We start from the raw sequence: 23,030 nt of genomic DNA, 5'->3' as shown, positions 1-23,030 counted from the left end.
TATCACACAGTGCTCATCAGTATACCGTATTGCTCTATAACTTTGTAATTTCAGTTATAAGAATCGGGCATGGAAAAAAGCACCTTCTCAGATGCTTTACTAAAATATTCTTCAATTTACTTATTTTCAATGACTTGCAAAATACACTTCTTCAACGGTTGTAAATCTTTGTTAACAGCAATTATTGTAGCTTCTAATAAAGTTTCTTTCTCAATTAAAGACCAGTTGATTATATAATTACAGTTCATAGCCAATTCTCGAATAAACTCTCGAATGCTTCGACCATTACCTTCTCTAAATGGATGTATCATATTTAGTTCAGACATGTAATAAGCTACCTTCTGAGAAAATTCCTCCGGATTCAAACTTACTAAATATCTGTCCTTTGCTAGGTTACTAAATGTAGAATTTAAGTTTTCCTCAATAAACTGGCTTTTACAGAAAAATGTAGAACCCTTCTCAATATTCTCAGTCCTTAATTTGCCAGCAAAAGGATAGATGTCTTGAAAGATATACCCATGTATTCTTTTTAAGTGGGTGCTTCCAAATCTACCTTTCACTATCTGTTCTTTTTCAAGCTGGTATTGCCGAAGCATTGTCATATCAGCTTCATATTCAGCTAAGGCATTTGCATCCTTAATGTTTTCTTTATTAATCAATACATCAAAATCTTTATAGTAATAGACAGACCGGCTAATTTCTTTAGAATCGTACTTTGAAAAGCCACTGCCACTTTTCATTTTAGCGTCCAAATTTAGAAGCGTGCCTAGCCTTTATGCCTGCGACAGCTTCCCCACTGCTGATCTTATCTTCGAGGTACCGTTTTCCGATTGCCTGCGCATGTGTACTTGCCTTTAATCCTTCAAAAGCCATCGATGCCCTTACACCAGAAATCACCCGATTATTCGTTGCCGCTCTTGGAGTTTTCCTTGCCAATACAATCACCTCTTGATACTATTATATGCAATTTTAAGCTCAAAGACAATTTAGTCGGAATACTTTCTATAAGATATTCAGACCAATCTTTATCGACTGCCCCATAGTCTATAGCTACTTAATTCTCTTACCGATTTTTGTTACGACGTGCAAAATCTTCATCCATCTCCGCTTTCCAACTATCAGCAATGGGTCTGTTAGCCCGAATTTCGCTGACGACATGGCTAACTGCTACGTAATTCAGCCTCGTACCCTCACCATCAGTGCTGATAGTTCGCAGCTCTATCAGCACTGATCCCAACCTTTGCAGCTGCAGAAACGGCATCAATATTGGCTCCCAAGAAAATGACTTCCCATCCGTATTTTTCTTTCTGCCGTTCAACCATTTTCTTGATTGCTGCAGGGGTGTACTCACGACTGGCATTTTCCATACCATCGGTTGTGATCACCATCACCACCTTGTCCGCTCGTTGGTCCTTGCTAGTATGCCGCTGTACGTTGCTAATCTTATGAATGGTCTTTCCGATAGCATCCAGGAGTGCAGTGCTACCGCCAACATAGTATTCTTTCTCTGTCATCGGGTGGATGCCCTTGCTGTTGATTCGATCATGGAGAAGTTCGTCGCTATCATCGAACAGCACCGTCGTGACAATCGCTTCACCAGGCTCCTTCTGCTGTTTACTAAGCAGGGCATTGTAGCCACCGATGGTGTCGCTCTCTAGCCCTGACATGGAACCGCTCTTATCCAGGATAAAGACCAATTCAGTTATGTTTGTTGTCATTTTGTTATCCCCTTTTCTTCCTTGATGATTAAAGGATAACAAAGTTAGAAGGCTAATAGGTCGCTTTCAAAACGACAATTAGCCTCCGATCAAAACTTGGTCAAAAGCAAACAAGGCTTCGTTGACCTCAAAGATGTTGTAATTGCCTTCGTCGATGAAGTACTCGATGATGAGATCAAACTTGTTGCTACGCGACAAAGTGTAGCCGGCTTTACCCAGTAGATCATGGGTTTCGTCCAAATTGAGCTCGAGAGCGATGGCAAAAGCTATCGCTGTAACCCTGCTAGGGTTATAACCTTTTCCGCTGCGGATTTTGGAAAAGAGCTTGCGGTCGATATTGGCTCGTTTATAGGTTTCTACATCGGTCAAGCCCTTCTCATCAATGAGCCGTAGCAACCTTTGAGGAAACGACTCCTCCAATTGTTCTAGCACATCCTCTAAACGCCTTTTCCCTTGTGGCAGGGCTGGGGCGGAGGGGCAAGAAACACTTTCCTGGCAAATCGTTTGTAATTCTTCTAGCTGTTGGTATTCATAAGCCTCGATCACTCGGTCTCTGACACGATGCCGGTGTTCTTCCACGTAGTGATCGTCAATGTATCGTTCTATGTCCGAAAAAAGTTTGGCGCTCAGCATAAAGGCTTTCTTATCATAGACCACCAAATGAACATTCATATCATGGTTTAAGAGGAATTCGCTGATGGCTGAAATGGCAATCTGAAGCGCCTGGTCTTTCGGGTACCCATAGATCCCGGAGGAGATCAGGGGAAAGGCGATGGATTCGAACCCATGCTGCAAGGCCAGGGTCAGCGAGTTGGTATAGCAGTTATGTAACAGCTGTGCCTCGCCCGCACTACCACCACGCCAAATCGGTCCGACCGTGTGGATGATGTGTTGGGCAGTAAGGCTGTAGCCACTTGTAATAACCGCTTCGCCAACTTGGCACGTTCCGATGCTGTCGCATTCTGCTTGCAGCTTTTCAGCCCCGGCAGCAGCGAAAATTGCTCCACATACCCCACCGCCTATTTTCAGGGCAGAATTTGCGGCGTTGACTATGGCATCAACGGATAGTTTGGTGATATCGTTTCGGATTATTTCCAGTGGCATAAGTAGGGATTCTCCTTTCACGGATTACTAGGTATCGGACCGGTTACTTCTTTTATGACAGCTAGTATTCCTGCTCATCTAAGCATTTAATTCACAATGCCGCCTAACAATCAGGCGGCATTACTTATTCATAAATCCAACAAACATGAAATAGCATCACCATATGCGATCAAAACACGCCCCCCATGAGCAAGCAACAACCTTACGCAATCTATTTCTAAAAACTTCCCACGCACAAAACCTAGCATAACTGGCAGCGACAACTTGATAACCAGGGGTTCTACTATTGCTCTCCATCTTCAGAGGTCGTTTGCTTATATTTAATTTTTCGTGTGTAGTCTTTATTTGATTTATGGGGGCGTGTGCCAGTATTGAAGAGAGATCTTGTTCTAGGCTTACTGACTAGCTTTGATTTCTTTTTCATAATAGCCCACTTTTCTTTACTATTTTTTCTGGTGGATAATATATTTTTCTCTAAGCCCATTAACACGTTCAAATCCAATGTGTTCTTCTATTTGTAACCGACCAACTACAATACCAGGATGTATATCAATTTTATTTGCAAATCGCCTTATAGCCCCTTCTGAATAATCTTTACCGCTCAAGAATTCACTATAATGGTCCATTGGTAATAAATAATTTCTGGCAAAATCATCCGCTTCTCTTTCTAAGATTTTATTTGTTTCATCCATTTCTTCAACATCTATGCCAACTATTAGCATTGTGATTTTTCTCTGTAAGACATGACCAATTTCATGGAACAAAGAGAACCAAAATATATCTGCATACTTCCTTCTATTGTTGATCGCCAATATTACCTTTTCTTTATTAATCCATTTTACTGCCCCATTAACACCGGAATTTTTCAAGTGTGGTAGAACAACAAATGCAACACCACAAGATGCAAAGATTTCTGTCAATCTTGGCGAAAAATCCACAGGATTCTGTAACGTCATTTTTCTAATTTCTTGCAAATGACTATTAAGCTTTTTTAAATCGAATGACTCTGTGTGTATCTGTTGACCAATGTTTAGAGCGGTTTGAACCCAAGCATTTGAATTAATTACGTTTTTCTCATTGATGATTGAAACGGCCGTTCTATAATTAACTAGAAAGTCGGTGGTCTTCAAGACCTTAAATGATGCTATCTTAAAATATTTCAATAACTCTTTAGCTTTTTCTGCTGATTTTCTTACTATTGGTACTACTCCTAAATCAATGAAATAAGAGTAGTCTATAAATTGAGCACAACCTGCTTCATAATCCTCAATTTTTCTGCGTTCAATTTCTATAACTTTCTCATTATAAGTTTTTTGCAAGTTAAGCCACACATCTGCAGATGTGCCAAACATAATAGAAAGCTTTAAAGCAATTTCATTCGATAATTTGCTTTTCCCATTTAACAAATCGCTTAAATTTTTCCCACTTGTTTCCAATCTTTTAGCAAACTCGTCTTGGGTAATCCCCATATCTTCAATAATCTCTTTTAGATAGTACCCTGGATGAAAAGCTATTAGCTCTTTATATTCAGCTTTACTCATAATGTTTTGTCACCTCCCAGACTAAAATTGCTGTGGTTGATTTGTATATAATGTTGACATCTTCGGTAGTGCTCCATCTATTACCTTCATGATCCAATGGAATGACAATTAAACGCCATCCTAATCTTCGCCCTAAATCCAAAGCAAATTGACCCTTTTTCTTTCCCTCTAACGGATGCAAATGATATATGCGCATGACAGCAATATCCATTAGATTCTTAGCATTATCCAGGAAATTGATTAAACTCAATAGCTTATCTGCAACCTCAACCCCAAAATCTTTTTTAACTAAACTGTAATCTGAACATTGCTTTTGAAGTTTACTACTTCTATATTCTATGTTTATTATATTCCACCCCTTTATGTAATGCAATTAATTTTACCTTTTTGGTAATATTTTTTTCATATATATCTATACAATTTGCCTTATAATGCTATTCAATTGTTCCATAATTCACATCCCTACAATGATTCTTCATGAGTTGCCAAATTCCTCCACCAAATATGATATGAATAAAAAAAGACGCTTAATTCAAGCGTCAGGAAATCGTTCAGACCGACAAAGGGTTATTGTTTCAACAGGCTGTTTGATATTGAAACCGCGCTTTGAATGTCACTGGCGTTGTGATTGGAATCCTCGGGGGACAATTTGATATATTTTCCTTCAAACCTTTTATTATTTCGGGTAAATTAAATCCTTCCAACCCTCATAAATCATAACCATTGCCAATGTATCCAATTCGCAATATTTCAACAATGCTTTCTCAATTTCCGTACGCTCATATTTAGACATCTCTTCAAATTGCATTCGAGCATAAGCTGTTAACGCAGCCCCCCCCATCACGCAACTCATCACTATCGCTCAACACTGCGAAATTTTTTTCTGAAATATCCTGAAACATATTTGGCAATAGTTTATATGGATCAAGCACCCTGTCTTCGACGTACTCAATCCATTTCCAGTTTCTATAATTCAAACTAGGGATACCGCCATCTGCACCATAAATAGGGTCGGCGTATTTTTTTGTAAGAATCGTGAACTATTCAGAATCGCTGGCAAAACCTGCTTAATGGAATTCGAGCCCTTCGTGGCTGGATCATAATAATAACGCTTGACCAGTTCGCACATATCGATCATATTACGGGGCCCTGCCTCCCACTCTTTACTCTTATTCACTGGAGTTGTAATGGTACGAATAAAGCTACATAATTCCTCCCTGTCGGGAATATCCTCTTGGTCTTCCCTCAATTGCCGATAAATCATGTTTAAGTAAGTGTTTTCGTGCGCAGCGTAACGGAAAATGCTTCCTTGATCCTGTGCTAATTCGTTTTTCAGTTTTCTGAGAAAATCATAGTTGGGGAATACCCCTGGTGCAGTGTTAAGATATTGTCCGCGATGTTCAATCTGCCCGTCTTTGTGAGCTACATGATGGGAAAACTGAAAGGCAATTCCTTCATAAGGACGTCTGCCTTTATTGAAGGGAATCGCAACCATGGAAGTTTCGAAATCAATGAAATGCAGTGGATAAACCCACGCACTCATTTCACGGTATAGATTTTCTGAATCGATCCAATGGGTCGCGTCATGGCTTTGAGCTTTTATTACTTGCAGCCATTGCCTATCACTGGACGAAATACCCAGCTTTTCATCATCCTTTGGTGAAATATCCTCTTTGTAAATGTATAGTTTCTGCATATCTGATGATGGCCAATAAAAATGCATTATGTCCTGCGGACCTCGTACCACTCGGAACAAAGAAAATATTCTTCACCAAATACTTTTAGTGGAGATGAATAATATCTTGCAGGGCTTTTCCCTTGACTTAACGTAGCCTTCTGTAGCAGTGGGAATTGGATGTCAAAGGTTTCTTTGGAATATTCCTTGGTTTGCATTTTCTCAATTTCTTCTGGTGGAACTCTACCATCTTCGAGAATCTTCCTAAGAACAGTTCTAACAATAACCCCGATTTTCATTTCCTCAAGTCCATCCATACCTTCTGATTCTATCGCTTCAAGCTCCGGGGTAATTTTTCTTGCATTAGGTACTCTTTGAGTTCTAACCTGTTTAGGCCTTTTCGCGGCAAACAAATTATACATCTGTAAGCTACGCATAAATAGTTCTGATGTATCCGCCACATCTCCTAATACATTTAGTACGGGTTCAAGTATTTTCTCGCTGAAATCATCGTTTCCAATAATTCGTATTTTGTAGTTTAGTCCTATATCTTGCAAAACAAGACTGATGTCATCAACACAATTCATCAAAGCCTGCTCTACCGAAGGATTAATTTTCGGAGACGTAAAAATTATTGTTCCTGTGCTGAAGCTAAAGTATCCATATATGCACATTGCCGTTCTCAAGCATTTTTTTATCACCCTTGTTACCGTCTCATCCTTTGAGCCATAATTCAGACCAGCTTCATGAAACGCTACATCAATTGCATAGATCTGGCTTTGATTTTCCTCATAGTTAATGCCTATCACATCAATTTCAGCCTGACCGAGAAGCTGATCAATTGACTTATTCCCCTTATAAATGTCATATCCATATTTTTGAGAAAATAATTGGGTGGAGGTTCTCATTATCTGCTCAAGCGTCTCTTTATTTTTTAGTTCCCATTTATATGATGCTTTCCAGTTCGTTTGAACAAGCTGGCATTCTTTAATATGCTTTAGCCAAGATAAAAGTAAAGATTCACCTATTTCAATTTTCATCTTATGTATCCTTCTACTTTCGTAATTTCCTATCTACAATCATAAATAGTACTTTACTGTCAGTCTTGTCGATTTCCCTTTAGGTGGCGCAAAGATAATATCATATTCATAGTTGATTTTCTTAGTCATTGCATCACAAACCGTCGGCGTTGCATTTACAAGCCCCAATTCCTTTTGTAAATCGCCTGCTCGTAAGATACAAGTGCTTTCTCCAGCTGCCTTCTTCTGCTGCAAAAGATTGGATATGTAGTTCCTTACTTCCGACACTGACATATTCGAAGTTAACGGCTTCTCCATTTTAGCCAAAACTGGAGAAGCTTTTTTCTTATTCGTCGTTATATGCATCGGATGCGACATCTGTCTAAATCTAACACTATCCTTTATAAATCCTAACTCCTCTGCTTTTAACGGTTCCGCATCTAGCCCCTGTGTTAACCACAAACCACTCCGACAAATTCTATCCACAGGACTAAATCTTCCGAGCCAGTTAATATCGGGATAAAAATCGTCTGAACTGTTCAGGAGAGAAATCAGTGCTTCTTCAAGTCGCAGCCTTGTTTCTTTATTGTAAATGGGGAAGCATACAAAGGAAATATTATTTTGCAAGTAATCACTAACGGCGTTTTCAATCTCCGCCTCTTTTACTTTGTCGATATTAGCTGTGTTCTTCTTGTTAGACATATCCAGTGTCCAAATATCTAAATATCCTGCATTTCGCAAATAAAACTCAGTAAAAAGTAATAATTTAACATAATTGTCATTCTGTCGCTGGCCAACCTGCAAACAAAATTATATGATAGATCTCAGAATACTGTGCAAAAACGAGGAGGCAGGACTATGAGGTCAAATAATAACCGTCATTTTATAGTTTGTTCAGTGGGGTGTATCGCATGAAAGATATAGGTACTATTATGTTGTCAATCATGAAGCAACTACCCCAAAAAGCACAGAACCAGTTAATCCCCCAATTAACGATTTCAAACGAAATCGACGCATCCCCTGCAGGAGCGATTTTAATGGGAATGCACATACTTGAGTATGTGGGCTTTGCAAGATATGTCGATCAGTTACTGGGTGAAGAACATACATCCATCGAGAAATTAAAGGAGCATTACCAAGATCCGGAAAAGTCTTCATTAACACCAAGTATCGGTATAGTTCTAAGCCTTCTTGTCGCCGACATGATCGCCTGCCCACGACATATTACACGGGCTTATCAATTTGAAAAAATGGGAGAAAAGTGGCAAACCGGACCCTTGCTTGGGATAGAGCCTAAACTATTAAATGATGATCGTTTCGGAAGGGCAATGACTGAATTGGGTGGGGACAAAAAGGCTATGGAGGAAGTTCTGTATAACTTAGTGATGGATTCCAGTAAAAAAACAGGCATACCCCTTAATAAATTCATTTTAGACACGACACTTTTGCAATTATCCGGAAACTTTAAGGATGCCCCAAAGGTCGTCCCCGGACGTGGAAGGGATTCGTTTTCCCAACTGATCGTAAGCCTCGTCATAGCCTCGGGTTCAAGAATGCCGGTCGGTTTTGGAGTACTCCCTGGAAGTACCAGTGATCCGACTACCTTGCCGGATGTGTATAACAGCGTCCACAAAATTGCCGATGAAGGTGCAGTCGAGTTTTTGATGGACAGAATCTATCCTACCGCAAGCAACATACGATTTTTAATGGAACATCAAAATGAACGGATGGTTTACTGGGTCTCTCCACTTAAAATGGGTCTTTCATCAAGAGAAATAACGAGCGCATTCAAAGTGCATGGGACCAGGGGCTATGGAAGCCGATCACCTATTGTTCTACAAGAGAAGCGAGTGGAAAAATCACACCGCCCTTGACAGCGTTTGAGACCACGTGGATCTTGAAGGACATTATAAAGCCTGATCTTGAACCGGGTCAGAAGCGTCGTCCCAAGGGTTCTATTCAGACGGTGGAAATAGAGGTACGATGTGTGTTTTATCGTCATGAATTAAACGCAAGCCATGAGAAGTTTAGAAGAGACACCGAAAAAGTGAAGTTGGAAGAAGCACTGAACGAGTTTACCTAAAACTAAATCTTCGGAAATTTCGAGCGCTTAAGCATTGTCAGATTAAACTAGACGAACGGCTTAAAGCTTATCCCAATATCAAAAAGTTCGTAAAGTGCACTCTTTCTGAAGGTGAAAGCGGCATCATATCCCTAACTTGGTTATGGGATGAGATGGCTCTATGTGCCGAAGAAAAATATGACGGGATATTCGCGCTACTGACCAATTACAAAAAAGGGCAAGTGAATGACAATCAACTGGTTAAAAAATACCGCAGCAGAGATCAGGTAGAGGTAGATTTTAAGGATATGAAAGGGATCTTAGATTTAGAGAGGATCATATACCAACGACCGGAACGGATTGACGCCTATATCTTTTTGAAGATTATTGCCTACTTTATGCTCACTTTTTTGCGATCCTACGCAGAAAAAGCGGGAATAAAGACGACAGAGAAAAAAATACAGGAAAGTATGGGGGATATGCTCCTAGTTGAAGGGGAAATTTTACCTTTGGGTGTTAAAACATATGCCGTAGCTAGAGACACTGAACTCAACAAACTTTTACGTAAAACGTTTGATTTACCCGAACCCCTTGATCTGATTAAAATATTAAGTGAAGCTGCCATTCAACAAATTGATACCTGTGTTATTCAGTGGTATGAAACCTGCTGTGTAGACTATCCAGGAACTTAAAACAACATTTATACCTTGACAATCGCATTGAAAGGGGTGATTGCGTACATTAAGACGATTTCCTAAAAAAATAGAGATTGAGCTGATATTTGGCGAGGTGTATTTTTTGACCAGCCTAATTTGTGTTACAAAAAATTAGTTTTGGTTTGTCTTTAAGTCAATTCATTATAAGTTTTTTCTTGTCATATCAACATAATTGCAGTGGAAGAAATTGTCTGCGAATTGCAGGAATAATACACCCCACTTCTCTTGAGAAGCTTATAGGCATCGTACTCAGCTAAACCGTATTTTTAAGAATGGCTTCAATGCCCTTTCTCTTTGGATCTGGCAATCTACTCGCGAAAACAGGAGATAGCTTGTCGCTTTTATATAACTTATCAATTTCCGGAAAAGCAATGAGCATTTCAAATCCATCTTCTATGGCCTCGTGAACCTCATTATTTTATGTAAATTCAAATTGATCCTTTTTAGATAACTCACCAACAAGATATCTTCTTCTTGATTTTGGTTCTTTCCAAATAAGTAAAAGATAATCTCTACCATCTTTAACAGACATTTTACGCCTCCTCTCTTCCAATTATCTCAGCCATTAAATTAACCTTTTCAAGCAAAAATAGTTTTATTAACCTCTTTCTATCTTCACTTAATAGGGTTTCTGCGTAATCTTCTAGCAATTTATCTATATTCGCAGGCGTAACTTTTAACGCGATTATTTCATAGATGTTAAGGCTTTCAAGCCTCATAATACAAGCTTCTGCATTTCTTAGGCTCACATTTCTTGCAAACACCTTCTAGAACCAACTCAAAACGGTCATATGAAAACCATATTCGGGGGGGATGCGACATTCTCCCCGCTCGACTGTAGGATAAGAGCGAGCGATTGCCCTCAAACGATAGACGGCAACTGCCGTTTCATTAAGAACGTCTGGTGCGGCTTCATTGCGACTGTTGCCTCATGTACCATAAGCTCACAATGTACCTCAATAACATTCTATCATTCCACATGTGTCTTTATATTCCTCTAGAAGTAGTAGGAGTTTCGAAAGTTATTCGCTCGATTACGATTCAATAACTCAATTATAACCTGTGAGAAAGATAACAAAACGTTCATAGCCATCACACTCCAACCTTATCTCACGAATCATAGCATAGTCTGCTGTTTTACAGATTGCTTCCGTTTAAAACATCTCATGTCCAAAGAATTCCCCTACACTTCACAGTATAGGGGAACGTGGTTACAAATATAATTGGCATGTTACTAGGCATCAGGGTCAGTGCTCAGTGCCTCTGCTTTACTGTCATTTTTGTCGATTTCCCTTTTTGTGGCGCAAATGAAATTCCAATTTGCTTTGTAAATTCGAAGTGCCCGCAAGCTCAGAACAGCTTTCCAGAAGGTCTATTCACCTTTTATCTCTATAACAACTCAATTAGTTCATCTACGTCGAGACCAGCTTGCTTTAAAACACTTTTGATGACCATTGGGCTAAGTATCTCTCCCGAGTGAACGGGCACAGTTACTAAATTACTACCGAGTTTATGTAGATGATGGTGGCTACCATTTACCCTAATAACTTTAAATCCCAGTCTTTCTAGAGTAGCAACTAATACTTTGCCCGTGATCCTCGGGAGCCTACTCACGATACATGCACCCGCACTTCATCGAACTCTACATTCCCTTTCGGGACCGGCATGCCGATTAGATTTAAAGCCTCAATATGACCTTCTATCGCTTCCTGTATCCGTTCAAGGGCTTCTTTCCGATTATTGCCTTGGGTAACGCACCCCGGAAGTCCTGGTACCGTCACAACATAAACTTTTGTTTCATCGTCCCACTCAAGAATCACCTTAAAACTTTTTTCCATCATCATGACCTCCGTTAGCTTATTATTGTATCTCAAATTCTTTCCAGCAGATTATCCGCAGCAATTTCAGCAAAAAGCTTTCCTGAGATATAGCTGTAAATTTGTTCTAAGTCCTCATTCGCTTTTGGTGTAAACTTTAAACTGAAATTATTTTCCGACATATTTATCCCTCAGCTTTTTAAAAACCTCTTCTCCATCTAATAGAGGCATACCTTGTGCAATCTGTGATTCAGCCTCAGCAAGCTTCTTGTATACATCGACAATCGCAAGCTGTCGCTCATAGGTTTCTATACTCATTACAACCAGATCACCGTACCCGTTTTTGGTAATAAATATAGGCTGGTCCAGTTTATGGCATATTTCAGAAATTTCATTAGTATTTCTCAAATCTGTTATCGGCCTAATTTGTGGCATATCTTTATCACCTCGCGCTTATTATGCTGTTATTATAGCATAATTATATACAAACCAAAACGTTAAGATTCCTCTAATGAAAATACTTCATATCTAACAATATAGCTCACAGCTTTGAATTCCAATACTCTACAAAGGCTTTATACCCTCTAACGTCGCCAAAGAATACTACTAGCTGCTCTCCTTGAAGTTTATATGAATTGATAAACTCAACATCATCCGATAAGAGATGTGCAGATTGATTCCACATTTATACTCTAGATAACTCATCCCTAAATGCCGGTCTATTGGCATATTTGTTAAAAAGCTTCTGTATGATTTCCGATGCCCATTCTTTCCCACCAGCTTTTTTAAGATTACGAATAATGGCACAAACCCTCTGATAATCTTTCCTGTTACCTGCTCTTGCAGCACTCTGCTCAATATGTTGCAGAAAGAGCAGGTAAACCTCTTCCTTGAATTCAGGAATAAGATGCCTGTAATAAATCTCGACCGATGATGGACTTCCTTGAACGTACTCAAGTAATTTTTGTTTTTCCCCTTCTTCTATCAGTATACGGGTGTAGACATCCTGATGAGTTTTCTTCTGGTTTTCCAATAAAAAAATGATCTTGGGGTAAACAGATGGCCACTCATTGGTAGCATAGGTGTTTTTCAATTCCTCGTAATAATCGAAGCTTCCGTCCAGAATAAAATCCGTTGCCATTCCACGCTGTTCATCCAGCTTCCCGGAAAGTTTAAAGGCTTCGTGCCTATATTTCTTCCACTGGCTTACCAGTCCTCGCAGGCTTTTATCCTTGTCCTCCCCATCAAGGGTAAGCTTGATGACATAGTCATAATCCTTTTTGTTCATAGCGCTTTTGATTGCCATTTCCCTAAAGTTGGAGTATTGAAGGTTATTTCCAATAAACTCCTGTGCTTTTTTCTGCCCGTCATGTTTTTCAACCAAATGATATCGGATGAGATTAACTCGCTCAGCTAAGTAATTGACACCCCATGAATCTCCTTTTTCATTTTCCAGCATTAAGCTTAAATATTTTTCCAATTTGCCTCTTAAATCCGAAGTGTCAGCAAGCTCTGAACAGCTTTCCAGAAGGTCTATCCTCCAATCCGTCCAACCATTGTATTGTCGATGGGATGCTTCTTCGATCAGTTTATTAAACAAAGTTTCTTTATGAATTGGTTTTAGTTCTTTATCCCCACTCATTTCATCAATAAAGGCTAAGCTTTCCTCAATTACTCCACCGATTACACCGTCCGAGTCATCTGCGCCTTGAAGTAAATCCATCATCTCCTGGATTACACATAGGCTAAGCTGTAAAGCCTGCACTGGCTTATTCTTTTCTAAAGCAAAATGGGCCTTTTCCAGCACCAGATCCGCCCCCCTGACAGCTTCACCGGTATCTCCGTACGCTACAAATCCATGTCTGTCTGAATTGTTATTGATATAGGTACGAATCAGCGCAATGGCCTTGGATAGTTCAGCCTCATCATTTCCATCATCAAAATTCAGTTCAATTCGCCGTTTAATTTCTTCATATTCTGTAACGATATCTAGCAAAAATTCAACCAGTTCCTCTTTGGTTCTGTCAGAAAGTATTTTTTCGATATTAGGCGCTTTTATTTTTTTCGGAACTTTGAGTATGGATTCTGAATCCCCACTATCTTGGGATATCTGGTTATATTCTTTGGATAGATTGTTTTTTATATCCCGTACAGCAAGAAATGTTGCTACCTGATGTTTGCAATAATCGCCCATATCATAGGGACAATCGCATTGGGTATCGATGATGTTCGCCTGATCATCAAGTTCGACCTCCACCGTGTAGAGCTCAGTGCCTTCAACCTCTACCTCAAAGACATTCTCCTCAGTTTCTTCAACTGACGTTACATAATTATTCTCGTAGTAGTCATAGCCCCTTGCCAGTATCTTTTTCTCGATATAGTTTTCAAAGTTGTGAAGATTCATTGTTACCACCCACCCTCGTTCTATCTTCTCAGGCCTGAATTTTTATCTTTTAAGTAGGATTAGATTGTGTTAAAATATTTTTCCCTCTTTCAGTAAATAATCAATGACCCTCTGAATTTCAGTCATAGATATTAAGATAGTCAGAATGGTAAGTCATCAATATCTGTCTGTAGCTCCATGTCTTCTTCGCATTCTTCCTCTTTAGAATAAGCTGGAGCAAAAAATTCCTGAAAACCCCAATAAAGCTCTTCTACCTTTTCTGGCAGATAAACATGCGTTCCACTTGTTTTCTGTATTATGCCATTAGAATAATAAACCTCGACATTCCATGTGATTGTCTCTGGTTCTACATTATCAATTTCTTTTTCAATATCTATCATGCATTCTTCAAAGCAATCAAATTCGTCAGAATATATTTGATCATCACCAAGCACATTAAAGCTGTTATTATTCTGGCCGTAATCTTGCTCCCATTCGAATATTTCGAGAGAATGTACTATCCATTTCAGGAATTTAGCCATATCGATATCTAACATAAATTTTTCCTGTCTGCTTGCAGGAGAGCCGTCACTCGCAAACTCCGTTTGAACAATGTTATTACTCACTTTATCTGCTTCGAACAGTTTGGCATTTTGTACATCGCGCAGCTCTTCATAAACCTTGGAATGTATCCTGAAACTCAACTTGTTGATATGAAGCTGCTTTTTCCTATTATTTCGCTCCGCGTGTGGATACAAAAGCCTATATATCTCCTGAGCAGCCGATTTAACTTCTTCACGCTGATCATGAAGTCTGTTTTCAAGCCAGCTCTTTTCTGCCGGGCTAAGCTTTCTGAAGGGCATGTTAAAAAGTCTATTCAAGGTTATATCTGCAGCTTGCTCAGTTGGAGACTTTTTACTGCATCTTCTACATATATGATTTGCATGACCCTTACCCGAAAAGCTCTCATTCGATTTATATTCAGAACAAATTTTGCAGTAATGGCCACTTCTGCGTTTTTTCTTTGACATTTCTCTCTCCAATATTTCTAGTTTCTACCCACCAAATGTTACACATCCCATTATATCTTGCCCTGACTCAACCGCCCGCTCTTGCTGACATTTGTATCAATCAGTACGTTCATATTTCTTTAGCCTTTCCTCTCTTGACTGTTCTAAAGAGATATCATTAGAGAGGGAACTAAAAAACGACTTCATAATTTCCACCTTGTCTTCTTTTAAAGAAGTGAGTTTTGCTATACCCTTTCCATTCTTAACTTAGATTTCCATTCATTTAAACAGCCTATGCTTTCTGTATACTGGCAGACAAATGTCACGATCGTTCTTGTATTGCCCTCACGAAAAATATGTACTTTCCATAATTCTGCCATGTATTTTGACAGAGCTTCTGCTTTTTCATTAAGTGAAAATCTTCTCCAATTCACCTCTTTCATCTTTGACAGAACGGAAGAGGCCATAATTTCAATATCCTTAAATTCCGAATACTCAATAGAGATTCCACCTAGTACAGGCTCCGATTTTTCGATATTTATGATTCTTTCATTTTGTATCTCTCATTCAAGGTTTTGATTATGTCGTTTGTTGTGATTTCACCCCGCTTTTCTTTTTCTACAAGTTCCAAAAACTCCGGCGACGGCTCTAAGCCATCAACTTTAATGATCCCTAAGGCGTAATCCCACGCCTTTTCTTTTTGTGTGCTCATATGTTTACCCACCATCTATAATTCCTTAAATTTATCAGGATGTGAATTCTATCAGCCTTTAAATCCGGCACTCCTCGAAAGATGATAAAGAATTAATTGATTTAGGCTTATATTTTCTTTTTTGGCGAGCTCAGATAAATATTTGTGAAGACTCTTTGGGACCCGCACATTAAATTTCCCTGAGTAGTCTTCTTTGACTGGTTCAGGAATTTCGATGCCTTGTTCCAAAGCTATCTCTATCCATCCCCTTTTGGCATCCTCGATCATAGCCAATGCTTCATCAGCGGTCTCAGCTTGGGTAATGCAACCAGGCAGATCAGGTATTTCAATAACATACCCACCCTCTTCAGCCGGGTATAAAGCGTATTTATACGGGAGAGCTAAGTAATAGTCAAACCCTTTATTCGTCATCATTAATCTCTCCTTCCAACAGTTCGATGGCCCGCTCAACGTATGTAGCTTTAATATGTGGTTTGTGAAATGGTACCGAGAGAAGCTTCTCTCCCTTTGTGTAGTAATAGTGACTGGTGCCTTTGGATGATTGACGTCGAGTAAATCCGAAATGGATTAATATTTTGTCCAATTCTTCGAATCTTACATGTTTAGGATTATTACGAATACGTTCGAGTAGCTTTTTAAGCTTGCTCAACAGCTTCACCTCCTATAAAAATAGTACCATATATAGTGGCAAATATCAAATGTATTTAGTTACTTTTCGATTATCAAAAAGTAACTGGCGCTTAGGTTTAATATAAAACCCGAGCGTCACTTGTATGAAATCTCATTACTATAACGGAGCACTTAAAGCACAGGCGATAAACTACTAAGTGATAATGTAATTGAATAAAGAGGTTAATCATGGTTAGATAGTGGTAGTGATTACATGCGTGATTTCTGTTTTTGCACTTCAATATGGAACTGCTTGGGATAACATTCCTCAGCTCATTTTTGTCCGTGTGTGTACACACATTTTACACACACACATAGGTAAAACAAGTGAATTAGTGTCATGCAGTTATACAAACTTAGCATAAATAAATTTTAACCTTCTATTTTCGTCGATTTACTCAGCCTAGCGATGATGCGGTGTCAGTCATGACACAATTCTAGATTCAGGTTCTAGTGTTCGCAAGGACGTGGAGGTTCAAGTCCTCTTGACCGCACCACTTGATATCAAAGGCCTTCGGGCCTTTTTTCTTTTGCCTTTGTTGACTTTTTCCGGTGGTATGAACATGGGTATGAGTATGGGTATGTCCACCTATTCCACGACTTGTTGAAAAACAAAAAGCTTTACTGTGTCAGGACCCCTCGGGACTTTAGCCACTGCAGAGGTCCGCTACCCAGCAACCGCACAGATTCTCAATCCCCAAGATGTCCACTTCCAATCCGCAGTCTTCCGCTCTCTGCTCTTCGCAGGAGGATTGGCGCTTCTATTTGGGATTATTCTCAGTTACTTTACAAGCCGCCAACTCGTCGCTCCGCTGAGACGATTAATGCAAGCAGCCAATCGTATTGGACATGGGCACCTCGACGAACGCGTTGACCTTCGCTCTAAAGACGAAGTAGGGCAACTGGCGAACGCTTTTAATGCGATGGCAGATAATTTGGACCGCCAAGAAACCCTCCGCAAACAGTTTACCGCCGATATCGCCCACGAACTGCGCACCCCCTTAACCTCGATCAAAAGCTATATTGAAGGCTTCCAAGACAACGTTCTTCCAGCTAATCAAGAAAATCTTTCCTCCATTCATGAGGAGATTGACCGATTAGTTGACTTGTCCAGCGATCTTAAAGACTTAAATGTTGCTGAAATCGGTGCTTTACAGTTAATCCTCGAACCTGTGGACTTAAAGCATCTTCTTGAAAAAATTATTCGCAGTCTCAACCCCCTCATCCATGAAAAAGAATTAACTCTAAATTGGAACACCGCTAAGGAACCTGTGACTATGTACGGGGACGAGCGCCTTCTGACCCGACTATTTTTACAATCTAGTGCATAATGCCTATCGGTACTCCAACTCAGGCGGTCAGATTACCGTTGCCCTTACACAAACGCCGGATTATGCAGAAATTAAGATTAGAAACACGTATGGGCATCCCTAAAGACGATCTCCCTTTAATATTTGAACGATTTTACCGGGCCGATAAATCTCGGACCCGCGAGACAGGGGGAACTGGAATTGGTCTGGCGCTGATCCGCCAGATTACGGACCTCCATCAAGGCACGATCGCCGTACAGAGTGAAGTCGGGCGTGAGACTGAATTCATTGTCAAACTTCCTAAAAAGATAGAAGTGGCTGAGGAATAGTTCCTCAGCCACTTCTATTAGAACATTTGCGATATCAGATTCACCAACTCATGGACAAGAATCTGTTGCCACAGTTAAATCTGCCTTAGAATATATATGGATCTCAGCTTATTGTCATTAACTATTTACGACTTTATAACCAACATCTTCTACGGCCTTAATAATTAATGGACTGAATTTTTTCTTATTGAATCCGTCGAGCGCCTAGATAACGTTTTGCCCAATAGCTATCCGACAAACTCTGAATATCTACTCCTTTACTAGCAGCTCCGATTGTACGCCCTCCACCAATATATATCCTCACATCCGTAGCACCAGGGGCATAGGTTTGGAAGAAAACGAGATCTCCGGGTCTTAACTCATTACGGCCGACAGGTGTGCCAAGTTTGTACTGATCTGCAGCAACTCGAGGTAGTGTAATCCCGGAAGCTTTGAACACATATTGCACAAATCCTGAACAATCAAATCCTTTCAGACTCGTTCCGCCCCAAACATAAGGAATTCCTTGTAAACTTAAGGCACGGCTAATGAGCTTGTCCACATCTAAACTTCCCCTAGACACTTGGGATACTGGAACCTGTTTAGTCCCAGAGGCCACCTTCTGAGAAGGAGCGCTGGGCTTTTTAACGGTCTCCGGTTTTTGGGTCGTCTTTCCCACCGAAGCCGGAGTTTTCTTTTCAGCAGGAGTTGACGTTTTCTTTTCGTCAGGAACATTATTACTTTCAGGTATTTGTGCCACGTTCGCTTTGACCTCGATAGCAGGTGTCCAATTAAATGCCTCACTCACTCTTTGAGAATATACTTTCGATGGGGAAGCTGACGAAGGAGGATTTTTGAGTAAGGTAGTTTGCACGGATCTAACCATTGGAACATCCTGAGAATCGAGAATTGCAGCCTGAGAAGGGGCTACCCAAGTCAAACTACTTGATAAAAGAACACCTGCAAGAGCGACCCCACTAAGCCATTTTTTCTTGGGAATTAACACTCAGTTTATCCACCTTTCTTTGCTTACGAGGTTAGTTGACGGATTCGGGCTAAAGGTGTAAGCCCTACATGTCCTGAACATGATTCACCCCACATGAAATCCCCCGTTCTGAGCTTATGAAACTCAGATTAAGCATCTTACCTTTATTAAGTTTGTTTCAAAGAGTGTAATTTTAGAGTGATCTACTTTGCATTTGGCATAACGTATGAAACCCTCCTTCCCCTGCCACTTACAAAGAACAATCTTAACCTCCTAGTAAACACCCTTAATGATACTACACAACTATGAATTTCCTATGAACGCGGAACCCAACTTGAAAAGGGCAGTTACGCTCTTTAACCCATTATTTTTTTCTTCACCGCCGGGATAACGATCGGCATTAAGACAATCATACTCAAGGTGAAAACCCAAATCATGCCCCGCATCCTAGCCACAGCAGTATAGGTATTTCCGTTCAACCAAGTGATGACCAGAAAAATAAGAGTTATAGCCAGCGAAAGTGCTGTATAGACCACTGAAGACTGCCTAGCGGCTTTTGCTTCTAACTCGCTCATAGTAATACCTCCTCCTTAGTGTGCTGTTTTCATCTGTTCTCTCCGGAACGATGGTTGGTAGCGTTTTAAAAGAAGCGTGTTCATCGTCACGGATACCGAACTCATGGCCATAAAAAGGAAGCTAGTTCTGGGCTAACCAGAAGTCCTGTGAAAGGATACAGAATACCGGCGGCCAAGGGAATCCCTGTGTTATTGTAAACGAATGCCCATCCCAAGTTCTGTTTAATCCATTCCCACGCCAAGCATGCCCACTAGCCCTGGGGGACATGATATGACGGCTATGCCCATGCCAGCCACTGAACCCGGTTCTGAGGATAGCATGGTTCGCTGGACCATTAACGGCAAGTCCTATCCCGATACTGACCCTATAGAAGTAAAGTTAGGTCAGGTTGTTAAAATTCGTTTGTGGAACAAGGATGTAACTACAGCAGAAAAAATGGATCATCCTATTCACATTCACGGAACCGGGTTCCAGATTGTTTCTTTGAACGGTAGAAAACCCGAGCGAGAGACTAGGAAGGATACTCTTAATGTGCCTGCCGGCGAGTATGTGGATATTGCCTTCACCATGACTAATCCAGGAACGTGGATGCTGCACTGCCATATACTTGACCATGAGGATGGCGGTATGATGACAAGTATAGTGGCAAAATAAGTTAAAGTCGCCCGATAAGTTTGCTACGCTTGTGTTTAATTCGTGCTGATGTTTACCCATATAGTGGCAGGCCATGCGTTACCACTATTACTACAGTTATGCTTTAACCATCCACTTTTTGTGCGTCTCCAAACGGTTATTCTCTAAAGGAAGCAGTTGGAGGAAAAAAGGTTGATTCTACTGTTAAAAATTGCAATGATCTGGGCCAGATGAAGTAACTTTAAGGGGATGCCTTTGTGAGACACCCCCCTTAAAGTTACGGATTTTTTAGATTCTTGATTAAAATTTGTTAATGAACTTTTAATCTCTGACCTACATATATCAGATCAGGATTCTTTATCGAAGGATTAATGTGAAGCAAATGATGAACGGTAGTGTGGTGGTGATGAGCAATTTTCCAAAGGGTATCCCCTTGCTTTACAGTATGAAACATCATCTTCATGGTCAGCACTCCTTTTACCAATTTGATCCATAATATTCTAGGCAAAATTAAGAAGTGCACGGCCATATATAACATTATATTTATTCTACATTAACAAAGGAAGTTTCCGAGATTTTAGATTGCTCCGTGGAGTTAGTAAAATGGCGATTACACAAAGCCCGGCTATCTCTGCGTAAAACGTTAAACAATAATACGAACTATAAAAACTTAGGTACCATAACCTTGAACAGGTTTGGACTAGAATAAGACAATGACAGTACACTCTTTATACATTTATTTCTTATGTCTAATCCCATAACGATGCCAAAAGGACAATTTCTCCCTGAAGGAGTCACTGCCCTTTTGTTGCTTTCGATGGCTAATTCCCTTTTTACTTTGCAGCGATAGTATTAATAATAGGTCCCTGCCAGTTTTCGAACCAAGCCTGACCCGTATATCCATTAACATCAAGTTCCGCGTAATCCTTACCGTCTTTCTGAATCATGAACTCATAGTAACCAGGCGCTAGTTCTGGTTTCCCGATTGAATATCCTTGGCCCAATTTGGCTACGAACTCTTGAGCGTTATTCGTAGCTTGTTCTTCACTGACCGTAACCGCCCCGTTATTCCCCCAATTCATATGTCCATATTTTGTATTCCACATAATATTCGGACCTATTTCAGTAATGATCTGTCCGCCATTCTTGTAAACCATCACTTCATAGGCTTTAGCCCCTGTCGCTCCCTCCTTGAGCTCTACTTCATATCCATTTGAAAATTCATGAAGTTCGGCTACAACAACGTCATGGTTGGATTTTTGTGTATAAGCCTTAGCAATGGCTACTGCTTGATCAGATGTGGTGACTTCACCGTTTGTTAGGTCAACACCTAAGCTTTTGGCATCATAGCCACCGCCCATCATACCGTAACCACCACCATATCCATTACCACCTTGACCACCCATCATGCCATACCCGCCACCGTATCCATTGACACCCTGGCCACCCATCATGCCATAACCTCCACCGTATCCATTGACACCCTGGCCACCCATCATGCCATAGCCTCCACCGTATCCATTGACACCTTGACCTCCCATCATGCCATAACCACCACTGTATCCGTTGGGTCCTGGAGTGGTAACCACATTCGAGGTATCAACAGTCTGCATGAATCCAAGGGTTTGGCCTACAGATTTCGCGGCAACTGACCCAGAGGTTAGGGCGAAAGCCGTACCCGCAAGCGCCATCACGCCTGCAATTGAAAGTCCTACAATCCATTTTGTCTTATTCATCCTTTTTTCCTCCTTTAATTTCGTCTATGCATATCTTCACAGCAACTCTGTCTTCATGTCTCAAAGTATATCTAATCAATTCGAATATGCTGTGAATGAGTTATGAATTTGTCATGAATTTTACTCTCGGATTCGATAAAACATAAAAAGGCTTTGAATTAAGCCAAGAAGAAAGGGATTAAGAACTGCCACATAAACGTTCGACCTCCTTTAATTTTGCACAATCTTGGCATTTATTTTTCCGTCATACTCCTTGGCAAAGTCAGAACAGCGGCAGAAAAAAGGGCTATGACAATCATCCCCACACTACTCCACTGTGCTGAAGTCCAATTGAAAAGATAGCGTGCGCCATCTCCACGTAAAAATTCTAGTCCGAACCGTCCCAGTGAATAGAGCACAATATAGGTTAAAAAGAGGATACCCCTCGGCCAATTACGCCAACGCGAAAAGATTATAATCTGAGCAAAAACAACTATGTCCCATTGCCCTTCCCATACCTCTGCTGGCCATAGGGGTTGGCTACCATAGGCTGCATAAGCCGGAGTTCCCGAGGGATAAACCAGGCCAAAACCTTGGTTAGTCGGGCTACCAAAGGCATCCCCATTGAGAAAGCAAGCAATTCTTCCAATTCCCTGCCCTAAGATAATCCCAGGGGCGGCAATATCAGCCATCCTCCAAAAATCAAGCTGATGCTTACGAGTATAGATCCATCCCACAATAAAAGCCCCCACTAGAGCTCCTTGAATAGCCATGCCGCCATGCCATATCATAAAAATATCGACGAGATGGAGGGAATAATAGTCCCACTCGTAGAAAAAGACTTGCCAAACACGTGCTCCAATAATGGCACCAATCACAGCAAAGACCAACAAGTCCAAAAGATGCTGGCGGTATTCCTTTTCAGAAGAGGCCAAGTGATAAGCTACCCCTAAACCAATTAATATCGCAATGGCAACCACTACACCGTAAGATCTAAGAGAAAATCCCCCGATGCTGAATAAAGTTTGTAACAAATTCTGTGTTCCCCCTCTCAGAATAATTTTTAACTTCCAAATT

General features: G+C 40.5%; 30 protein-coding genes, 1 tRNA gene, 1 pseudogene and 1 riboswitch. Of the genes and pseudogenes, 6 read left to right on the top strand and 26 right to left on the bottom strand.

The window, feature by feature from the left end; translation table 11 throughout:
• Positions 1-116: 116 nt before the first annotated feature.
• The 10 genes from ACYQ3Q_RS12100 to ACYQ3Q_RS12055 all read right to left on the bottom strand — a co-directional run bounded on the left by ACYQ3Q_RS12100 (position 117) and on the right by ACYQ3Q_RS12055 (position 7,798).
• On the bottom strand, positions 117-740 hold the full coding sequence (locus ACYQ3Q_RS12100) for a Fic/DOC family protein (RefSeq protein WP_459928796.1): 624 nt from the start codon (positions 738-740) through the stop codon (positions 117-119).
• Position 741: 1 nt separating this feature from the next.
• Complete coding sequence (locus ACYQ3Q_RS12095) at positions 742-936, bottom strand: antitoxin VbhA family protein (RefSeq protein WP_459928795.1); 195 nt, start codon at positions 934-936, stop codon at positions 742-744.
• A gap of 260 nt (positions 937-1,196) precedes the next feature.
• Entirely contained in the window at positions 1,197-1,718 is a 522-nt protein-coding gene (locus ACYQ3Q_RS12090) for a vWA domain-containing protein (protein WP_459928794.1), read from the bottom strand.
• Positions 1,719-1,796: 78 nt separating this feature from the next.
• Positions 1,797-2,822 carry a macro domain-containing protein gene (locus tag ACYQ3Q_RS12085; RefSeq protein ID WP_459928793.1) on the bottom strand — a complete coding sequence of 342 codons (1,026 nt, stop codon included), beginning with the start codon at positions 2,820-2,822 and terminating at the stop codon, positions 1,797-1,799.
• Between the two features lie 443 nt (positions 2,823-3,265).
• Positions 3,266-4,363, bottom strand: a complete 1,098-nt coding sequence (locus ACYQ3Q_RS12080) for a HigA family addiction module antitoxin (protein WP_459928792.1) — start codon at positions 4,361-4,363, stop codon at positions 3,266-3,268.
• Positions 4,356-4,613: a hypothetical protein gene (locus ACYQ3Q_RS12075; RefSeq protein WP_459928791.1), complete on the bottom strand. Its 258-nt coding sequence runs from the start codon at positions 4,611-4,613 to the stop codon at positions 4,356-4,358. Before ACYQ3Q_RS12075 ends, ACYQ3Q_RS12080 begins: the two co-directional genes overlap by 8 nt.
• A gap of 426 nt (positions 4,614-5,039) precedes the next feature.
• On the bottom strand, positions 5,040-5,171 hold the full coding sequence (locus ACYQ3Q_RS12070; protein WP_459928790.1) for a hypothetical protein: 132 nt from the start codon (positions 5,169-5,171) through the stop codon (positions 5,040-5,042).
• A 165-nt stretch (positions 5,172-5,336) separates the two neighbouring features.
• A complete protein-coding gene (locus ACYQ3Q_RS12065; RefSeq protein ID WP_459928789.1) occupies positions 5,337-6,059 on the bottom strand; it encodes a DUF2779 domain-containing protein in 723 nt (240 codons plus the stop codon).
• Positions 6,060-6,085: 26 nt separating this feature from the next.
• Positions 6,086-7,078, bottom strand: coding sequence for a hypothetical protein (locus tag ACYQ3Q_RS12060; protein ID WP_459928788.1), 993 nt, complete (start codon positions 7,076-7,078; stop codon positions 6,086-6,088).
• A gap of 39 nt (positions 7,079-7,117) precedes the next feature.
• Complete coding sequence (locus tag ACYQ3Q_RS12055) at positions 7,118-7,798, bottom strand: GIY-YIG domain-containing protein (RefSeq protein ID WP_459928787.1); 681 nt, start codon at positions 7,796-7,798, stop codon at positions 7,118-7,120.
• 170 nt (positions 7,799-7,968) lie between these two features.
• On the opposite strand from ACYQ3Q_RS12055, the gene ACYQ3Q_RS12050 reads away from it, so the two are divergent.
• The 3 genes from ACYQ3Q_RS12050 to ACYQ3Q_RS12040 all read left to right on the top strand — a co-directional run bounded on the left by ACYQ3Q_RS12050 (position 7,969) and on the right by ACYQ3Q_RS12040 (position 9,811).
• Entirely contained in the window at positions 7,969-8,931 is a 963-nt protein-coding gene (locus tag ACYQ3Q_RS12050) for a hypothetical protein (protein ID WP_459928786.1), read from the top strand.
• A 23-nt stretch (positions 8,932-8,954) separates the two neighbouring features.
• Positions 8,955-9,140, top strand: a complete 186-nt coding sequence (locus tag ACYQ3Q_RS12045; protein WP_459928785.1) for a hypothetical protein — start codon at positions 8,955-8,957, stop codon at positions 9,138-9,140.
• A 152-nt stretch (positions 9,141-9,292) separates the two neighbouring features.
• The gene (locus ACYQ3Q_RS12040) at positions 9,293-9,811 is read left to right on the top strand and encodes a transposase (RefSeq protein ID WP_459928784.1); all 519 of its coding nucleotides are present in this window, start codon (positions 9,293-9,295) and stop codon (positions 9,809-9,811) included.
• A 557-nt stretch (positions 9,812-10,368) separates the two neighbouring features.
• Here the strand turns inward: ACYQ3Q_RS12040 and ACYQ3Q_RS12035 are convergent.
• From ACYQ3Q_RS12035 to ACYQ3Q_RS11985, 11 genes are all read right to left on the bottom strand, one after another.
• Positions 10,369-10,599, bottom strand: coding sequence for a hypothetical protein (locus ACYQ3Q_RS12035; protein ID WP_459928783.1), 231 nt, complete (start codon positions 10,597-10,599; stop codon positions 10,369-10,371).
• Positions 10,600-11,224: 625 nt separating this feature from the next.
• Positions 11,225-11,449 (bottom strand): type II toxin-antitoxin system HicA family toxin, encoded by a 225-nt coding sequence (locus ACYQ3Q_RS12030; RefSeq protein ID WP_459928782.1) that lies wholly within the window; start codon positions 11,447-11,449, stop codon positions 11,225-11,227.
• A complete protein-coding gene (locus tag ACYQ3Q_RS12025; RefSeq protein WP_459928781.1) occupies positions 11,446-11,673 on the bottom strand; it encodes a type II toxin-antitoxin system HicB family antitoxin in 228 nt (75 codons plus the stop codon). Before ACYQ3Q_RS12025 ends, ACYQ3Q_RS12030 begins: the two co-directional genes overlap by 4 nt.
• A gap of 32 nt (positions 11,674-11,705) precedes the next feature.
• Positions 11,706-11,834 (bottom strand): hypothetical protein, encoded by a 129-nt coding sequence (locus ACYQ3Q_RS12020; protein ID WP_459928780.1) that lies wholly within the window; start codon positions 11,832-11,834, stop codon positions 11,706-11,708.
• On the bottom strand, positions 11,821-12,087 hold the full coding sequence (locus ACYQ3Q_RS12015) for a type II toxin-antitoxin system Phd/YefM family antitoxin (RefSeq protein WP_459928779.1): 267 nt from the start codon (positions 12,085-12,087) through the stop codon (positions 11,821-11,823). The genes ACYQ3Q_RS12020 and ACYQ3Q_RS12015 overlap by 14 nt, the downstream gene beginning before the upstream one ends.
• A gap of 250 nt (positions 12,088-12,337) precedes the next feature.
• Positions 12,338-14,056 (bottom strand): SWIM zinc finger family protein, encoded by a 1,719-nt coding sequence (locus tag ACYQ3Q_RS12010; protein ID WP_459928778.1) that lies wholly within the window; start codon positions 14,054-14,056, stop codon positions 12,338-12,340.
• A gap of 140 nt (positions 14,057-14,196) precedes the next feature.
• Positions 14,197-15,066, bottom strand: a complete 870-nt coding sequence (locus ACYQ3Q_RS12005) for a hypothetical protein (RefSeq protein WP_459928777.1) — start codon at positions 15,064-15,066, stop codon at positions 14,197-14,199.
• A 224-nt stretch (positions 15,067-15,290) separates the two neighbouring features.
• The gene (locus tag ACYQ3Q_RS12000; RefSeq protein ID WP_459928776.1) at positions 15,291-15,488 is read right to left on the bottom strand and encodes a Fic family protein; all 198 of its coding nucleotides are present in this window, start codon (positions 15,486-15,488) and stop codon (positions 15,291-15,293) included.
• Positions 15,489-15,583: 95 nt separating this feature from the next.
• Positions 15,584-15,757, bottom strand: a complete 174-nt coding sequence (locus ACYQ3Q_RS11995; protein WP_459928775.1) for an antitoxin VbhA family protein — start codon at positions 15,755-15,757, stop codon at positions 15,584-15,586.
• Positions 15,758-15,808: 51 nt separating this feature from the next.
• The gene (locus ACYQ3Q_RS11990; RefSeq protein WP_459929033.1) at positions 15,809-16,168 is read right to left on the bottom strand and encodes a type II toxin-antitoxin system HicB family antitoxin; all 360 of its coding nucleotides are present in this window, start codon (positions 16,166-16,168) and stop codon (positions 15,809-15,811) included.
• Positions 16,158-16,415, bottom strand: a complete 258-nt coding sequence (locus ACYQ3Q_RS11985; RefSeq protein ID WP_459928774.1) for a toxin HicA — start codon at positions 16,413-16,415, stop codon at positions 16,158-16,160. Before ACYQ3Q_RS11985 ends, ACYQ3Q_RS11990 begins: the two co-directional genes overlap by 11 nt.
• A gap of 417 nt (positions 16,416-16,832) precedes the next feature.
• Between ACYQ3Q_RS11985 and ACYQ3Q_RS11980 the strand changes: the two genes are divergently transcribed.
• Both ACYQ3Q_RS11980 and ACYQ3Q_RS11975 read left to right on the top strand, forming a co-directional pair.
• A tRNA-Leu gene (locus tag ACYQ3Q_RS11980) sits at positions 16,833-16,923 on the top strand.
• Between the two features lie 63 nt (positions 16,924-16,986).
• A pseudogene (locus ACYQ3Q_RS11975) lies at positions 16,987-18,065 on the top strand (sensor histidine kinase); the annotation flags it as partial.
• Positions 18,066-18,249: 184 nt separating this feature from the next.
• On the opposite strand, the gene ACYQ3Q_RS11970 reads toward ACYQ3Q_RS11975, so the two are convergent.
• Positions 18,250-19,050 (bottom strand): C40 family peptidase, encoded by an 801-nt coding sequence (locus ACYQ3Q_RS11970; protein WP_459928773.1) that lies wholly within the window; start codon positions 19,048-19,050, stop codon positions 18,250-18,252.
• Between the two features lie 5 nt (positions 19,051-19,055).
• A riboswitch (cyclic di-AMP (ydaO/yuaA leader) is annotated at positions 19,056-19,195 on the bottom strand.
• Between the two features lie 190 nt (positions 19,196-19,385).
• Entirely contained in the window at positions 19,386-19,604 is a 219-nt protein-coding gene (locus ACYQ3Q_RS11965) for a hypothetical protein (RefSeq protein ID WP_459928772.1), read from the bottom strand.
• A gap of 271 nt (positions 19,605-19,875) precedes the next feature.
• Here ACYQ3Q_RS11965 and ACYQ3Q_RS11960 point away from each other — a divergent pair, with 271 nt between their 5' ends.
• A complete protein-coding gene (locus ACYQ3Q_RS11960; protein WP_459928771.1) occupies positions 19,876-20,259 on the top strand; it encodes a multicopper oxidase domain-containing protein in 384 nt (127 codons plus the stop codon).
• A 289-nt stretch (positions 20,260-20,548) separates the two neighbouring features.
• Here the strand turns inward: ACYQ3Q_RS11960 and ACYQ3Q_RS11955 are convergent, their stop codons facing one another.
• The 3 genes from ACYQ3Q_RS11955 to lgt all read right to left on the bottom strand — a co-directional run bounded on the left by ACYQ3Q_RS11955 (position 20,549) and on the right by lgt (position 22,987).
• Complete coding sequence (locus tag ACYQ3Q_RS11955; protein WP_459928770.1) at positions 20,549-20,701, bottom strand: LysM peptidoglycan-binding domain-containing protein; 153 nt, start codon at positions 20,699-20,701, stop codon at positions 20,549-20,551.
• Positions 20,702-21,071: 370 nt separating this feature from the next.
• A complete protein-coding gene (locus tag ACYQ3Q_RS11950) occupies positions 21,072-21,974 on the bottom strand; it encodes a peptidase (protein ID WP_459928769.1) in 903 nt (300 codons plus the stop codon).
• Positions 21,975-22,207: 233 nt separating this feature from the next.
• On the bottom strand, positions 22,208-22,987 hold the full coding sequence (gene lgt, locus ACYQ3Q_RS11945) for a prolipoprotein diacylglyceryl transferase (protein WP_459928768.1): 780 nt from the start codon (positions 22,985-22,987) through the stop codon (positions 22,208-22,210).
• Positions 22,988-23,030: the final 43 nt, after the last annotated feature.

The organism is Desulfosporosinus burensis, from assembly GCF_054657535.1.
This window is presented reverse-complemented; position numbering and strand designations above follow the sequence as displayed.